Genomic DNA, 16,187 nt, shown 5'->3' on the forward strand with positions numbered 1-16,187 from the left:
GGGACGCGGAGCGTCCCGGGATGCATTCCCACGCAGAGCGTGGGAACGATCAGTGTCAGATGTTCTGGCGATCACCCTTCGGATCGAAGAACACCGAAGAAACAATCTCCGCCTCGATCACGCTGCCATCGGCCAGCGGGGCAAACACCCGCTCACCCATGCGCTTCAGACCGCCCTTGACCACACCCATGGCAAACGAATAACCGAGGGAGTTGTGCGCGTAGCTGGACGTCACGTGGCCGACCATGGTCATCGGGATCGCCTGCTTGGTGTTGAACACCAGTTGCGCACCTTCCGGCAGCCACACGTTCGGATCGATCGGTTTCAAGCCGACCAACTGCTTACGCTGATCCTTCACGCAATCTTCACGGTTCATCCCACGCTGGCCGATCCACGAGAACGGTTTGGTGCGACCCACACACCAGCCCATATTCAAGTCGTCCGGGGTCATCGAGCCGTCCGTGTCCTGACCGACAATGATGAAGCCCTTCTCGGCACGCAGGACGTGCATGGTTTCAGTGCCGTACGGGGTCAGGTTGTACTGCTTGCCAGCCTCGACGATTTTCTCCAGCACGCCCATCGCATAGTCGGCCTGCACGTTGACTTCGTACGACAACTCACCGGTGAACGAAATGCGGAACACCCGCGCCGGCACACCGCCGACCAGACCTTCTTTCCAGGTCATGAACGGGAAGGCTTCGTTGCTCAGATCAATGTCGGTCACGGCGCTGAGCAGCTTGCGGCTGTTCGGCCCGGACAGGGTCATGGTCGCCCAGTGGTCAGTCACGGAGGTGAAGTAAACCTTCATGTCCGGCCATTCGGTCTGGTGGTACAGCTCCAGCCACTGCAGCACGCGCGCCGCGCCGCCGGTGGTGGTGGTCATGACGAAATGGTTGTCCGCCAGGCACGCCGTCACACCGTCGTCGAAGACCATGCCGTCTTCTTTGCACATCAAACCGTAGCGGGCCTTGCCCACGTCGAGTTTGGTCCAGGCGTTGGTGTACACGCGGTTGAGGAACTCGCGGGCATCCGGGCCTTGAATGTCGATCTTGCCGAGGGTCGAGGCGTCGAGCAGGCCGACGCTGTCGCGCACGGCTTTGCATTCGCGCTTCACGGCGGCATGCAGGTCTTCACCGTTTTTCGGGAAGTACCATGGACGCTTCCACTGACCGACGTCTTCAAACTCGGCACCGTTCTTCACATGCCAGGCATGCAGCGCGGTGTGACGAACCGGTTCGAAGATGTGCCCGCAATGACGACCGGCCACGGCGCCGAAAGTCACCGGCGTGTAGTTCGGACGGAACATGGTGGTGCCCATCTGCGGGATGGTCACGTTCAGCGAGCGGGCCGCGATGGCCAGACCGTTGACATTGCCGAGCTTGCCCTGATCAGTGCCGAAGCCCAGTGCGGTGTAGCGTTTAACGTGCTCGACCGACTCGAAACCTTCGCGGGTTGCCAGTTCGATGGCGGCGGCGGTCACGTCGTTTTGCAGGTCGACGAATTGCTTCGGCGCCCGTGCGGTGTTCTTTTCATGCGGCACTTGGAACAGCGCCAGCGTCGGCTCTTCGAGACGACTCAGGGCTTTTGGCAGCACGCCTTCGACGGTTTGGAAACCGGCTTCAGCGGCAGCGCGCACGCCACCTTCAAAACCGTCAGCCAGCGAATCGCCGAGACCGTACACGCCGTTGATGCCACCAACGCACACGCGCTTCTGCGGTGCTTCGCCCGGTACGAAACCGAGGATGTCTTCACGCCAGGTCGGCTTGCCACCGAGGTGCGAGGCCAAGTGAACGACCGGGCTGTAACCGCCGGAACTGGCGATCACATCGCAGTCGAGCCATTCGCCCGGGCTGGTCACGGCGTGCGCTTTGACATCGATCGCGGCAATACGAGCAGCGGTGACGCGCTTGCTGCCACGGGCTTCGATCACGGCGCTGCCGGTGAGGATGCGGATGCCTTTGGCGCGCGCTTCTTCTACCAGCGCACCACGCGGATTGCTGCGCGCATCGGCGATGGCCACCACTTGCAGACTGGCGTCGAGCCAATCCAGAGCAACGCGGTAGGCGTGATCGTTGTTGGTGCTGAGGACAAGCTTCTTGCCCGGTGCCACACCGTAGCGACGCACGTAAGTCGACACCGCACCGGCAAGCATGTTGCCCGGCACGTCGTTGTTGCCGTAAACCAGCGGACGTTCGCAAGCACCGGTCGCCAGCACGACACGCTTGGCGCGGACACGGTGAATACGCTGACGCACCTGACCGATTGGCGCACGGTCACCGAGGTGATCGGTGAGGCGTTCGTGAATGGTCAGAAAGTTGTGGTCGTGGTAACCGTTGACCGTGGCGCGCGGCAACAGCAGCACGTCCGGGGTGTTCTTCAGTTCAGTGATGACGCTGGCTACCCAGTCCATCGCCGGTTTGCCGTCGAGGCTTTCGCGGGAATCGAGCAGGCTGCCGCCGAACTCTTCCTGCTCATCGGCAAGAATCACTCGGGCACCGCTGCGCGCAGCGGCCAAGGCAGCGGCGAGACCGGCCGGGCCAGCGCCGACGATCAGCACGTCGCAGTGCTGGTTCATGTAGTCGTAGGTGTCCGGATCGTTCTCGGTCGGCGAACGGCCCAGACCGGCAGCCTTACGAATGTACTTCTCGTAGGTCATCCAGAACGATTGCGGGTACATAAAGGTTTTGTAGTAGAAACCCGGCGGCATCAGCTTGCCGCCGACCTTGCCGAGAATACCCATCATGTCGTTGTTGACGCTCGGCCAGCCGTTGGTGCTGGTCGCAACCAGACCTTGATACAGCGCCTGTTGCGTGGCGCGCACGTTGGGAATCTGCGTGGCTTCGGTAGCACCGATCTGCAGCACCGCGTTCGGCTCTTCGGCACCGGCGGCGAAGATCCCGCGAGGACGCGAATACTTGAAGCTGCGGCCAATGATGTCGACGCCGTTGGCGATCAGTGCGGCGGCCAGCGAGTCACCCTCGAAGCCTTTGTAGCTCTGACCGTTGAAGGTGAAGCTCAGCACTTTGTTGCGGTCGATCCGTCCACCGTTGGACAGGCGATTGGTCTGGCTCATACCTTCTCTCCCAGCGCCGTCGTGGCTGTTTTCGCCGAATCAGCCTTGTCGGTGAATTGCGGCTTGGTGCCGATCTTGTAGGTTTCGAGAATCTCGTAGGTCACGGTGTCGCGGGTGACGTTGAAGTACTGGCGGCAACCGGCAACGTGATCCCACAGTTCGTGGTGCAGACCGCGCGGGTTATCGCGGAAGAACATGTAGTCGCCCCACTCCTCGTCGGTGCACGCGCCAGGGTCGAGCGGGCGCGGAATGTGCGCCTGACCGGATGCGTGGAATTCCTCTTCGGAGCGCAGTTCGCCGCAGTGAGGACAGAAGATATGCAACATGGGGATTTCTCCTGTTAGTGGGCGACGGCAGCAGCGCCGTGTTCGTCGATGAGTGCGCCGTTGTGGAAACGGTCGATGGAAAACGGGGCGGCCAACGGGTGCATTTCACCCTTGGCCAGACTCGCAGCAAACACGTTGCCCGAGCCAGGTGTGGCCTTGAAGCCGCCGGTGCCCCAACCGCAGTTGAAGAACATGTTCGGGACCGGGGTTTTCGAAATGATCGGGCAAGCGTCCGGCGTGGTGTCGACGATGCCGCCCCACTGCCGGTTCATGCGTACCCGCGACAGCACCGGGAACATCTCGACGATGGCCTGGATGGTGTGCTCGATCACCGGATACGAACCGCGCTGGCCGTAGCCGTTGTAGCCGTCGATACCGGCGCCGATCACCAGATCGCCCTTGTCAGACTGGCTGATGTAACCGTGCACCGCGTTGGACATGATCACGCTGTCGATAATCGGCTTGATCGGCTCGGACACCAGCGCTTGCAGCGGGTGGGATTCGATCGGCAGACGGAAACCGGCGAGTTTGGCCATGTGCCCGGAGTTACCGGCCGTGACCACACCGACGCGCTTGGCGCCAATGAAACCCTTGTTGGTTTCGACACCGATGCACACGCCGTTTTCCTTGCGGAAGCCGATCACTTCGGTCTGCTGGATCAAGTCGACACCGAGGGCGTCAGCGGCACGGGCAAAGCCCCAGGCCACGGCATCGTGACGGGCAACGCCGCCGCGACGCTGAACAGTCGCGCCCAACACTGGGTAGCGAGTGTTTTTCGAGCAGTCGAGGTACGGAATCTCGTCAGCGACTTGCTTGGCGTTGAGCAGTTCGCCATCGACGCCATTGAGGCGGTTGGCGCTGACCCGACGCTCGGAATCACGGATGTCCTGCAGGGTGTGGCACAGGTTGTAGACGCCACGCTGGGAGAACATCACGTTGTAGTTGAGATCCTGCGACAGGCCTTCCCACAATTTCATCGCGTGTTCGTAGAGGTGCGCCGACTCGTCCCACAGGTAGTTGGACCGCACGATGGTGGTGTTGCGCGCGGTGTTACCGCCGCCCAGCCAGCCCTTCTCGACCACGGCGACGTTGGTGATGCCGTGTTCTTTGGCCAAGTAGTAAGCCGTCGCCAGACCGTGCCCGCCGCCGCCGACGATGACCACGTCGTAGACCTTCTTCGGCGTTGGCGTGCGCCACATGCGCTGCCAGTTTTCGTGGTGGCTGAGGGAGTGTTTGAAGAGGCCGAAGCCCGAATAGCGTTGCATAGTCATTTACTCCAGAACGCTCAGCGGTAAACCGGGAAGTCAGCGCACAGGGCCGACACTTGCTGGGCAACATTGGCCTCGACATCGGCATCGCCGAGGTTATCGAGGATGTCGCAGATCCAGCCGGCCAACACTTCGCACTGGGTCACCTTGAAGCCGCGAGTTGTGACGGCCGGGGTGCCGATGCGCAGGCCCGAGGTCACGAACGGCGATTGCGGGTCGTTCGGCACGGCGTTCTTGTTGACGGTGATGTGCGCGCGGCCGAGGGCGGCGTCGGCGTCTTTGCCGGTCAGGCCCTGACGGATCAGGCTGACCAGGAACAAGTGGTTGTCGGTGCCGCCGGACACTACATCGTAGCCACGCTTGATAAACACGCTGGCCATCGCCTGAGCGTTGTCGATCACCTGTTGCTGATACGCCTTGAAGCCTGGCTCCAGCGCTTCCTTGAAGCACACGGCTTTACCGGCGATGACGTGCATCAGCGGGCCGCCCTGGGCGCCGGGGAATACGGCGGCGTTGAGCTTCTTCTCGATCTCTTCGTTGGACTTGGCCAGGATCAAGCCGCCACGTGGACCGCGCAGGGTTTTGTGCGTGGTGGTGGTGACCACGTCGGCGTACGGCAGCGGGTTCGGGTACAAACCGGCGGCAACCAGACCGGCGACGTGGGCCATGTCGACAAACAGCAGCGCACCGACCTTGTCAGCGATCTGACGGAAGCGCGGGAAGTCGAGGGTCTTGGAGTACGCGGAGAACCCGGCGACGATCATCTTCGGCTTGCACTCGACGGCCAGACGCTCGACTTCGTCGTAATCGATCAGCCCGGTGTCGGTGTTGATGCCGTACTGCACGGCGTTGTAGAGCTTGCCCGAAGACGACACCTTGGCGCCGTGGGTCAGGTGCCCGCCGTGGGCCAGGCTCATGCCGAGGATGGTGTCGCCCGGCTGGATCAGCGCCAGGTACACGGCACTGTTGGCCGAAGAACCGGAGTGCGGCTGGACGTTGGCGTAATCGGCGCCGAACAGTTGCTTGGCGCGTTCGATGGCCAGCGCTTCGACTTTATCCACATGCTCGCAGCCACCGTAGTAGCGCTTGCCCGGATAACCTTCGGCGTATTTGTTGGTCAGGCCGCTGCCTTGCGCTTCCATCACGCGTTTGCTGGTGTAGTTCTCCGACGCGATCAGCTCGATGTGATCTTCCTGACGTTGCTCCTCGGCATTCATCGCCGCCAGCAGTGCATCGTCGTAACCCTGGATCTGGTCTTGCTTGCTGAACATCGCGTCTCTCCCAGCGGCATCTGTGCGCCATTCGTCTCGGTAAGGCACTGGCATTGAAGGCAGTGCCCTTTGATGCCGATGGTATGACCGGCGCAGACAGCTCAAATGCCTGCGCGCGCCACGCAAAGGTGCGTTTACGACATGGCTGGAAATGCCCTGACAGACACAGTCCTCAATATGACGAAGAACCCTGTGGGAGCGAGCTTGCTCGCGAAGAGGCCGTGTCAGTCAACATCAATGCTGGCTGACACACCGCTTTCGCGAGCAAGCTCGCTCCCACAGGGTTATGTAAAGAGTTGGCGGACGGCGAGTAGCAGGAGGAAATGCGCGGGATACAGGGCGTACGCCCAGCGCCGCATCGGCGGTGGCTGGAGATGTCGCACATGTCGCAACAGGAACAGCCCGAGCACTGGCGCAAACAGACAAATGGCAATCCCGAGGATGGCGACGCTACTGCCGAACCTCGCCGAGTCGTACAGGACTTGCCATTGGTTGGCCGCCAGACACACCAACCCCGGCAGCAGGCTGAAATACCACGGCCGGCGAAACACCAGCAGCAACGCCAGCGGCAACAGAATCCCGAACAAACCAAACATCAGTCGTTCCGGAAACATGGCGGCCAGCACCAGCGCAGCAACACCGAGCAATCGCGACATGATCGAGGGACCCTGCCACCCCCGCGCCACCAGCAAGCCCAACGCCAGCGTCGGCATCACGTTCAACGTATCGGGTTCAGGAATGTACAGCCGATAGGGAATCTCACTGACTGCACTGAACAGCATCAACCAGCCCAGATAGCGCCATTCCATCCTCCGCGCCCCGTCGCGCGCCAGATTCGCCGCCATCGCCAGACAAAACCACGGAAACGCTAGCCGCCCAGGCACATACAGCCAATCGGCGGAGAACCCGGCATATCGCAGGTGATCGAGCAACATGCACAGCAGCGCCAGCCACTTGAGCAGATCCAGTGCGCCGTCGCGTTTGCTCAGGTGCATAATCGTCCTACAAACTGGTAATTTCCTGAACGTGACATCCCGTGTGCTCCCCGGAAGATCTTCGGTAAAGTGCGCACCCTCATTGACCACGAGCCTTCACAAGAGTCTCGACCACGGAAGCCGGCCATGACCGACAAGAGCCAACAATTCGCCAGCGACAACTATTCCGGAATCTGCCCTGAAGCCTGGGCTGCGATGGAACAGGCCAACCACGGCCACCAGCGCGCGTATGGCGACGATGAATGGACCGCACGCGCGGCCGACCATTTCCGCCAATTGTTTGAAACCGACTGCGAAGTGTTCTTCGCCTTCAACGGCACCGCCGCCAACTCGCTGGCCCTGTCGTCGCTGTGCCAGAGTTACCACAGCGTGATCTGCTCGGAAACCGCCCACGTCGAAACCGACGAATGCGGCGCCCCGGAATTCTTCTCCAACGGCTCGAAACTGCTGATCGCTGGCACCGAAAACGGCAAGATCACCCCGCAATCGATCCGCGAAGTCGCGCTCAAGCGCCAGGACATTCACTACCCGAAACCGCGTGTGGTCACCCTGACCCAAGCCACTGAAGTCGGCAGCGTCTACACCCCGGAAGAAGTCCGCGCCATCAGCGCCACCTGCAAAGAGCTGGGTCTGCACCTGCACATGGACGGCGCGCGTTTCTCCAACGCCTGCGCGTTCCTCGGCTGCTCGCCGGCGGATCTGACCTGGAAGGCCGGTGTCGATGTGCTGTGCTTTGGCGGCACCAAGAACGGCATGGCCGTGGGTGAAGCGATCCTGTTCTTCAACCACAAACTGGCCGAAGACTTCGATTACCGCTGCAAACAGGCCGGGCAACTGGCGTCGAAAATGCGTTTCCTCTCGGCACCCTGGGTCGGCATTCTCGAAAACGGCGCCTGGCTGAAATACGCCCGCCACGCCAACCACTGCGCGCAATTGCTGGCCAAGCTGGTCAGCGACATTCCAGGCGTGGAACTGATGTTCCCGGTGCAGGCCAACGGCGTGTTCCTGCAACTGTCGGAACCGGCGATTGCCGCGCTGACCGCAAAAAACTGGCGCTTCTACACCTTCATCGGCAAGGGCGGCGCGCGCTTCATGTGCTCCTGGGACACCGAAGAAGAACGCGTCCGCGAACTGGCTCGCGACATCCGCGAAGTCATGTCCGCCTGACCTGACTCCCGCACACTGATCGTTCCCACGCTCCGCGTGGGAATGCCTCCCGGGACGCTCCGCGTTCCAGCCTCACCACTGTCGACATGCTTAACACCGCTATGACGCGGAGCGTCGACGGCTGCATTCCCACGCAGAGCGTGGGGACGATCTTCGATCGGGAATGATTTTTCCCACCGCAACACCAGACTTCTCTTCTAGCGAGAACATGCCACCCGACTCATCCTGATCGTTCCCACGCTCCGCGTGGTAACGCATCCCGGGACGCTCCGCGTTCCATCTCCAATGCACCGCAAGATTCAAGGAAGAATCCCATGGGCCGCAGCCGCTACACCCTTACCGAAACCGACAAGCCACATTTTCTGACCTGCACGGTCATGGAGTGGTTGCCGCTGTTTATCCGTCCCTACATCGTCGACCACCTGCTCAACTGCTGGCGTTATCAACAGACCCACCATGACTTGAAGCTGTACGGCTACGTGATTCTGGAAAACCATCTTCACTTCGTCGCCCAAGCACCCGACCTGAGCAAATGCCTCAGTCAGTTCAAGTCATTCACCGCTCGAAAGATTATTGATGATCTGCAAAGCAAAGGTGCAGACAAAGCCCTGCAACGTCTGCGCTTTAGCAAACGTGCGCACAAGCAAGACCGGGTTTACCAGTTGTGGCAAGAAGGCTCCCACGCAGAGATGGTTTATAGCGAATCGGTGATGCGCCAGAAGCTTGAATACATCCACAACAACCCAGTGAAACGCGGATATGTGGATTTGCCAGAACAATGGCGTTATTCGAGTGCCAGGAACTACGCGGGAATGCCGGGGCTGATCGAGGTTCAGTGCTGGTATTAAAATGGGACGCGGAGCGTCCCGGGCTGCATTCCCACGCAGAGCGTGGGAACGATCAACTCGCCCACTCAGCCCTCCTCGTTCGCACCTGAAGACTTGGTCTACATTGTCTGTCGAACCCTCCGCTCACATAACAATAAGCAGGAGCATCGGCATGTCGTTACAAGGCAAAACCCTGTTCATCACCGGCGCCAGCCGTGGCATTGGCCGCGAGATTGCGCTACGGGCCGCGAGGGACGGGGCCAATATCGTGATTGCGGCGAAGAGCGCCGAACCCCACGCCAAACTGCCCGGCACCATCCACAGCGTCGCCGCCGAAGTCGAAGCGGCGGGTGGCAAGGCTTTAGCCCTGCAAGTCGATGTGCGTGATGAAGACGCCGTACGCCAGGCACTGGCTCAGGCCAACGATCATTTCGGCGGCATCGATGCACTGGTGAACAACGCCGGGGCGATCAAACTCACCGGTGTGCAACACATCGAGCTCAAACGCTTCGACCTGATGCACCAGATCAACACCCGCGCCGTGCTGCTGTGCAGCCAGGCCGCCCTGCCCTATCTGAAAAAAACCTCGGGTCACATTCTCAACCTGTCGCCACCGCTAAATCTGGCAAGCAAGTGGTTTGCCCAGTTCAGCCCTTACACCGTGACCAAATACGGCATGAGCATGCTGACGATCGGGATGAGCGAGGAATTTGCCAGTTACGGGATCAGTGTCAATTCGTTGTGGCCGCAGACGATGATTGCGACGGCGGCGATTGAATTTCAGTTGGGTAATCGGGAGTCGTTCAAGCAGGCGCGAACGCCAGCGATCATGGCGGATGCGGCGCATGTGATTCTGGATAGCAGCGGGCGGCAGATTACCGGGCGGTTGTTGATTGATGAGGAGATTTTGCGGGAGAGCGGCGTTGGCGAATTTGAGCATTACCGGTTTGAACCGGGGAGTAATGCGGCGTTGATGACGGATTTGTTTATCGACTGAAAAGCCCCTCACCCTAGCCCTCTCCCAGAGGGAGAGGGGACTGACCGTGGTGTTTATCAGAGTTACGCCGACGTGAAATACCGAGCCGAACTCACATTTTGAAAAGCCCAAAAATCGGCTCCCTCTCCCTCGGGAGAGGGCTGGGGTGAGGGGCAAGCCGTGCGCAAAAATTCGAACCACTCAAAAATCGATTCGCACATCCCCTTTAGGCACACTGCAGCACGACAAGATAAACCCTTCAGCCTCGTCATCCTCGGTAATCCCGCCGTTGTGCTCCATCTCCACCTCGCCGCCCAGCTTCATCACCTTGCACGTGCCGCAAATCCCCATCCCGCACGCCTTCGGAATCATCAAGCCAAGCTTGGCCGCCGCCGCATGCACCGTCTCACCCGGTGCCACACGAATGCTCTTGCCAGACGAAGTGAATTCGACCTGATGCAGATCCGCTGCATCGATTTCCGGTGCATCCGCTGCCTGCTCCGCCTGCTCCACCGCATCGGCACGAGCTTCCGGTGGCGTAGCGCCGAAGGATTCCTCGTGATAACGCGACATGTCGTAACCTGCCACTTCCAGCAGGCGCTTGACCGCGTTCATGTACGGCGTCGGGCCGCAGCAGAACACTTCGCGCTCAAGGAAGTCCGGCACCATCAACTCAAGCATCTTGTGATTGAGGTAGCCGCGATACCCCGCCCACGGCTCGCCCAAGCCATGCTTCTCGCAAATCAGGTGCAGGCTGAAGTTGTCGATCCGCGACGCCATGTGTTCCAGCTCGCGGTGGTAAATGATGTCTTTCGGCGAGCGCGCGCTGTGGATAAAGGTCATGTCGACGTTGGCGTTGGTGTCGTAGAACCAGCGCGCCATCGACATGCACGGCGTGATCCCGACGCCGCCGCTCAGGTACAGGACTTTCGGGCTCGGGAAATCGATGGCATTGAACAGCCCAACCGGCCCGTGCACCGCCAGCTCTTGCCCCTCATGAAGTGTGTCGTGCAACCAGTTGGACACCTTGCCGCCCGGCACACGTTTGATCGTTACCGAAAAGCTGTACGGCACCGACGGCGAACTGGAGATCGTGTACGAACGCATGATCGGCTGGCCTTCGATTTCCAGCTCCAGGGTCACGAACTGCCCGGGTTTGAAGAAGAACAGGATCGGCTGGTCGGCCATAAAACAGAAGGTGCGCACGTCCCAGGTTTCCTGGATGACTTTGACGCAACGGACGATGTGTCGGCCATTGGCCCAGGTCTGGGTGGTGACCGGATTCAGGAAGCTGTTGGACATGCTGTTCTCCACGGCCGACTGTCGGCCTCATGTCGGCGATTCTGCGTATAGCGTGAACCGTCCGTTTACCTATCCGCGACATCGGCATACTTATCGCGACCAGCCCCCAACCACCGGGGGTTGCGCGTCGGGAACAGATTGCACCATGTCGCCCATGGATAAGGTTCGCGGCAGCGCCGGCCCCACACTCGCCCCAACACCAATACAGATTCTTTACACCTTGCGTAGCAACCGTTAGCAGCACACCTGATCAGCCACTTTTCGCCGGCCACGCAGATGGCCATGAGGATCACATCGATGGACGTCACCGCAAAAATCAGCCTGGGCGATCCGCTGGAACCCGCACGCAAGGCCACCGCACAAATGCTCCAGGAGCGCGAGCGGACGTTCTCGCTACCACAACCGTTCTATAGCGACGAGCGGCTGTTCGATATCGACATGCAGGAGATCTTCCAGAAAGAGTGGTTGATCGCCGGCATGACCTGCGAGATCCCGGCCAAGGGCAACTACCTGACCCTGCAGGTCGGCAAAAACCCGATCATCGTCATTCGTGGCGCCGAGGGCGTGGTGCACGCGTTCCATAACGTCTGCCGCCACCGTGGCTCGCGCCTGTGCACCAGCGAAAAAGGCAAGGTTGCCAAACTGGTCTGCCACTACCACCAGTGGACGTACGAGCTGGACGGTCGCCTGCTGTTCGCCGGCACCGAGATGGGCGCCGACTTCGACATGAAGCAGTACGGCCTCAAACCGGTGAACGTGAAGACTGCCGGCGGCTACATCTTCATCAGCCTGGCCGAGAACCCGCCGGCCATCGATGACTTCCTGTCGACGCTGAACCATTACATGGAACCGTACGACATGGAGAACACCAAGGTGGCGATCACCACCACCTTGATGGAAAAGGCCAACTGGAAACTGGTGTTGGAAAACAACCGCGAGTGCTACCACTGCAACGCGTCGCACCCGGAACTGCTGAAAACCCTGCTGGAATGGGACGACGTTACCGACCCGCGCGCCGATCAGGCGTTCAAGGATCACGTCGCCGCCTCCGCTGCTGCCTGGGAAGCCGAGAAGATTCCTTATGCCCACGCCAGCTTCGGCCTGCGCAACCGTATCGTGCGCATGCCGCTGCTCAAGGGCACCGTGTCGATGACCCTCGACGGCAAGCAGGGCTGCGCGAAACTGATGGGCCGCATCAAGAACCCGGATCTGGGTTCGATGCGCATCCTGCACCTGCCGCACTCGTGGAACCACTGCATGGGCGACCACATCATCGTTTTCACCGTGTGGCCGATCAGCGCGCAGGAAACCATGGTCACCACCAAGTGGATCGTGCACAAGGATGCCGTTGAAGGCGTCGATTACGACGTCGAGCGCATGCGCCAGGTGTGGGACGCGACCAACGATCAGGACCGTCGTCTGGCGGAAGAGAACCAGCGCGGGATCAACTCCACCGCCTACCAGCCCGGGCCTTACTCCAAGACTTATGAGTTTGGCGTGGTCAACTTCGTTGATTGGTACAGCGAGCGCTTGCTGAGCAACCTCGGCGCCGAGCCTGCGCCGTACCTAAAAGGTGTCCCGGTCCAGGGCTGATGTCTTCTGCTTGATCGTTCCCACGCTCTGCGTGGGAATGCCTCAACGGACGCTCCGCGTTCGGCCTTTGGGACGCAGAGCGTCCCGGGCTGCATTCCCACGCAGAGCGTGGGAACGATCAGTCAGTGTGATGACCACCTCACCGATCCATCCTCACCAATAAACTCCTCAAATATCTCCTCCCCCACCAACCTGATTTTTGCGTACCCGTTCAACACCCGCAGCGGATATGCCGGGTCCTTGGCATCCTGCGTCTCCGACCACAACACCCGCGAATGCCCGTCCAGTTCACTGGCATTGCCATAGGGAATGGCCCCGTGCCCGGCACAACGCGCATGCAAACCGCCCTGCTGCGCGTACACGATGCCGTTGTGTAGATGCCCCCAATACCAGTAATCCGGCTCACGCCCCAGCGCATCGCACACCGGTTGATACAGCGCGGTCTTGTTGTGCCCGGAAATATCGAAGCCCTGATGATGGCTGAGCACCATGAGCTTTTTGCGTTTTGGCAGGCCTTTCATCCACGCGATCTGCGGCTCGTTCAAAGTGCCGTCCATGTACAAATTCATCGCATCAGACGCGTACGCAGAATCCAGCCCTACCACCAGCCAGTCATCGTTGATCAAGGCGAAGTAACTGGTGCCCTGCTGCCCCGGAAAACGCTTGGCCAGTTCCTTGAAGTAGCCGTGGGCGCCGCTGTACATCTCGTGGTTGGAATTGAGGGTAAACGAGCCATGCGTACCCATCGGCCAACCGGCCATGTCGACGTCTTCCTGGGAATGACTGCCGGCGTAATACACATCGCCCAAATGAATGGTGAAATCGGCCTGGGCCAGTTGCATCTGATTGGCCACCGACACCGCCGGCGCATGACTGTCGAACGGCCCGGTGCCCCAGTCGCCGGCAATCGCCAGGGTCACGTCGCGATCCATTTGCACCACCGCCGGGTCAGTACCGAAGGTCGCGTGATGGCGCAGGTTTTCGATCCACTTCAGCAGCGCCTCGCTCCACAGCAAATCCAGCAGTTCCCACTTGCGACAGCCGAGCAGGCTGCCGTCCTTGAGCACCCGGGTCGCCAGTTGATCGGTGGACTGCGGCAACGGTGCGGCGTTGCCGATGCGCAGGATCGACAGACCGTGGGACAGCTCCCAGGGTACGCTCGGTTCGTCGTCCGGCAACTCGCCGTTCTTCAGCACGTACTGCGCCTGATCATGTCCGCGTTGCAGCAGCTTGATGATCGCCTGAAACTCCTGCGGCTCCAGCTCGCTGATGAGTTTCATCCAGGCCATTTCCATGCGCGTGAACAAGCCGTGAATGCGCACTTTGACCTTGTCGTACTCGTGTTCCCAATGACTGACCAGTGACATGGCGTAATCCTCTTTCCGTAAGGTTCACAGGGTTTTCATGAATTCGATCAAGGCACGCTTGTCGTCGTCCGACAGCGTCGTGCCGTACAGGTGACCGCTGTTGTGGTTGCCCTCCAGCCGCGTGTCGTATTTGAAGTCCGCCGAGGCTTTGGCCTGAGCGCCGCTGGTGACGAAACCGACGTTGACCGGGTCGTAAATATCCGAGCCGGTGATGAACACCTGCGGACGTTTTTCCGGCGGTTGCAGCAAGTCCCACAGGGTCGGCACCGAGCCGTTGTGCAGGTACGGTGCGCGCAACCAGACGCCGTCGGTGGGCGTATTGCTGTAGCTCTGGGTCTTGCGGTAGGCGCCGAAATCGAACGGCGGTTTTTTGAAGGTGTGGAACGCGGCGACCAGCCCCGTGGTGAACGAGTCGAGCCGGTGCGGATCAGTGCCGAGCTGATCGATGTTGGTCGTGACCTGCCCGGTATCGGCGCGCCCGAAGTCATGACAAGCCGCGCAGTTGGCCTCCCAGATCGGTTTGCCCTGGGCGACCTTGGCCTGATCCAGCGCCCACGGCCACGCCGGCGCCTTGTGCCCGAGCAGCCAGTTGGTCACGCGGTTGAAGCTCGGCGGCAACACCGATTCTGGCGTTGCGCCTACGGCCATCGCGGCGGCGTAGTTGCGTTCGTGGATCTTGTTGTTATTGCCGTCCCAGTGCAGGTACATCGATTCGCGTGGTTTCTGATTCCACACTTGCGGCAGGTCGACGGTGCCGATCGTCGAGTCATCCGGGAAGCCAAACACCACCATTTTCGTCGGGTTGAAGGTGTCGGTGCGCCCCGGGCCTTGTTGCGGACGCAGCTTCTGCCAGGCGTAGGCCTGTTTCTGCTTGAGCAATGCGCTTTTGGCCATCGGCATGATCAGGTAGCGGTTGTAGAGCTTCTCGAAGAAGCCCAACTGAAACTTGCTGTTGATCGCCGCCATCACCGCGTCGGTGGTGAATTTCGGATCGCTGGCGCAATCGTAAGCGAACCACTGGAAGGCTTGCAGTTGCAGGGTGTTGGCCGGCGCGCTGGGCACATTGACGGCGACGTCGCTGGCATTGGCGCGGTAGGAGCCGGTGTGGCACAGCGCGCAGTTCGGCTCTACCGTCGGGTAACCGATCTGCCGCTTGGCCATGCCGATCGGCAGGTCCTTGCCGTTTTCAAAGAGGAAGCCGAAAACCTCCCAGCCACCGGGTTTGGGCATTTTCTCCGGGCACATCTGCGGCAGCACGGCGAACAGGTAATACGGGATGCGCGCTTCGATGCCGAGGCCGATGGCAGCGTACTTGTAGTGGTCTTCGTCGGAGGCGTATTCCTGCTCCGGCACCACTCGCAGCATCTGATACCAAGTCTCGTAACCGATGAAACCGAGCACCGCGACGACAAACAGCGTGCCTACCTTGAAGGCGTGACTCTGCCATTGCCGCTGCCACGCCGCGCGCCACTCGCGCCAGCCATCGCAAAGCAATGCCCAAGGGCGATTCTCCGGCGCGGTGCCGAGGTAGAGCAGAATGCCGAGGATCAGAAAGAAGCTCAGATCGCCCATCAACATCGGCACGAATACCGAGCCTTGAGAGCTGGTGTTGATCAGGTAAATCCAGAAAATCACCGCGATCAATCGCGTCAGCACACACAACCAGGAATGCACCACGTAACGCGGCGCGTTGAAACCCGACGGCATGTAAAACACGCTGATGCCGACCAGCAGCATCCCGGCGTTCTCCAGCCATGGGTCAGAGAGTTGCGGCGGCAGCCCGACCACCGATGTCAGCAACCCCGGCGCGAACAGCGCAGGGAGGGCGAACACCATGTTTATCGCAATGCCGATCCAGATGAAGCGTTGAAACCAGCGGATGTAGCTGTCCATGTCATCCATTTCCTTGTGCAGACCCAAGAGGTGTAGCGCCTGACCTACCGCTTTCGCGAGCAAGCTCGCTCCCACATTGGAATGCGTGCCCCTGTGGGAGCGAGCTTGCTCGCGAAGCATTCGACTCGG

The 16,187-nt window shown here is 60.5% G+C and carries 12 protein-coding genes; 4 read left to right on the forward strand and 8 right to left on the reverse strand.

Going from position 1 to position 16,187, the window contains the following annotated elements:
- Positions 1-55 precede the first annotated feature (55 nt).
- The 5 genes from AB4O01_RS17840 to AB4O01_RS17860 form a co-directional block, all read right to left on the reverse strand.
- Entirely contained in the window at positions 56-3,073 is a 3,018-nt protein-coding gene (locus AB4O01_RS17840) for a sarcosine oxidase subunit alpha (protein ID WP_414927146.1), read from the reverse strand.
- Entirely contained in the window at positions 3,070-3,399 is a 330-nt protein-coding gene (locus AB4O01_RS17845) for a sarcosine oxidase subunit delta (RefSeq protein WP_007913119.1), read from the reverse strand. The genes AB4O01_RS17840 and AB4O01_RS17845 overlap by 4 nt, the downstream gene beginning before the upstream one ends.
- Before the next feature lie 14 nt (positions 3,400-3,413).
- Complete coding sequence (locus tag AB4O01_RS17850) at positions 3,414-4,664, reverse strand: sarcosine oxidase subunit beta (RefSeq protein ID WP_034155011.1); 1,251 nt, start codon at positions 4,662-4,664, stop codon at positions 3,414-3,416.
- 20 nt (positions 4,665-4,684) lie between these two features.
- A complete protein-coding gene (gene glyA, locus AB4O01_RS17855) occupies positions 4,685-5,938 on the reverse strand; it encodes a serine hydroxymethyltransferase (protein WP_460089128.1) in 1,254 nt (417 codons plus the stop codon).
- A gap of 284 nt (positions 5,939-6,222) precedes the next feature.
- Positions 6,223-6,933 (reverse strand): TraX family protein, encoded by a 711-nt coding sequence (locus AB4O01_RS17860; protein WP_460089129.1) that lies wholly within the window; start codon positions 6,931-6,933, stop codon positions 6,223-6,225.
- Positions 6,934-7,059: 126 nt separating this feature from the next.
- Here AB4O01_RS17860 and AB4O01_RS17865 point away from each other — a divergent pair, with 126 nt between their 5' ends.
- The 3 genes from AB4O01_RS17865 (at position 7,060) to AB4O01_RS17875 (ending at position 9,924) form a co-directional block, all read left to right on the forward strand.
- Positions 7,060-8,100 (forward strand): threonine aldolase family protein, encoded by a 1,041-nt coding sequence (locus AB4O01_RS17865; RefSeq protein ID WP_460089130.1) that lies wholly within the window; start codon positions 7,060-7,062, stop codon positions 8,098-8,100.
- A gap of 314 nt (positions 8,101-8,414) precedes the next feature.
- The gene (locus tag AB4O01_RS17870) at positions 8,415-8,948 is read left to right on the forward strand and encodes an REP-associated tyrosine transposase (RefSeq protein WP_093429909.1); all 534 of its coding nucleotides are present in this window, start codon (positions 8,415-8,417) and stop codon (positions 8,946-8,948) included.
- A gap of 151 nt (positions 8,949-9,099) precedes the next feature.
- Entirely contained in the window at positions 9,100-9,924 is an 825-nt protein-coding gene (locus AB4O01_RS17875; protein ID WP_460089131.1) for an SDR family oxidoreductase, read from the forward strand.
- Between the two features lie 180 nt (positions 9,925-10,104).
- Here the strand turns inward: AB4O01_RS17875 and gbcB are convergent, their stop codons facing one another.
- Complete coding sequence (gene gbcB, locus AB4O01_RS17880; protein WP_093429907.1) at positions 10,105-11,205, reverse strand: glycine-betaine demethylase subunit GbcB; 1,101 nt, start codon at positions 11,203-11,205, stop codon at positions 10,105-10,107.
- A gap of 297 nt (positions 11,206-11,502) precedes the next feature.
- Here gbcB and gbcA point away from each other — a divergent pair, with 297 nt between their 5' ends.
- Complete coding sequence (gbcA, locus tag AB4O01_RS17885) at positions 11,503-12,798, forward strand: glycine-betaine demethylase subunit GbcA (protein WP_095112747.1); 1,296 nt, start codon at positions 11,503-11,505, stop codon at positions 12,796-12,798.
- A 122-nt stretch (positions 12,799-12,920) separates the two neighbouring features.
- Here the strand turns inward: gbcA and AB4O01_RS17890 are convergent, their stop codons facing one another.
- Together AB4O01_RS17890 and AB4O01_RS17895 are read right to left on the reverse strand one after the other, a co-directional pair.
- Positions 12,921-14,165 (reverse strand): metallophosphoesterase family protein, encoded by a 1,245-nt coding sequence (locus AB4O01_RS17890; protein WP_095050267.1) that lies wholly within the window; start codon positions 14,163-14,165, stop codon positions 12,921-12,923.
- A gap of 24 nt (positions 14,166-14,189) precedes the next feature.
- Entirely contained in the window at positions 14,190-16,058 is a 1,869-nt protein-coding gene (locus AB4O01_RS17895) for a c-type cytochrome (RefSeq protein WP_460089132.1), read from the reverse strand.
- Positions 16,059-16,187 lie beyond the last annotated feature (129 nt).

It is taken from the genome of Pseudomonas sp. S2_E02, assembly GCF_054668355.1.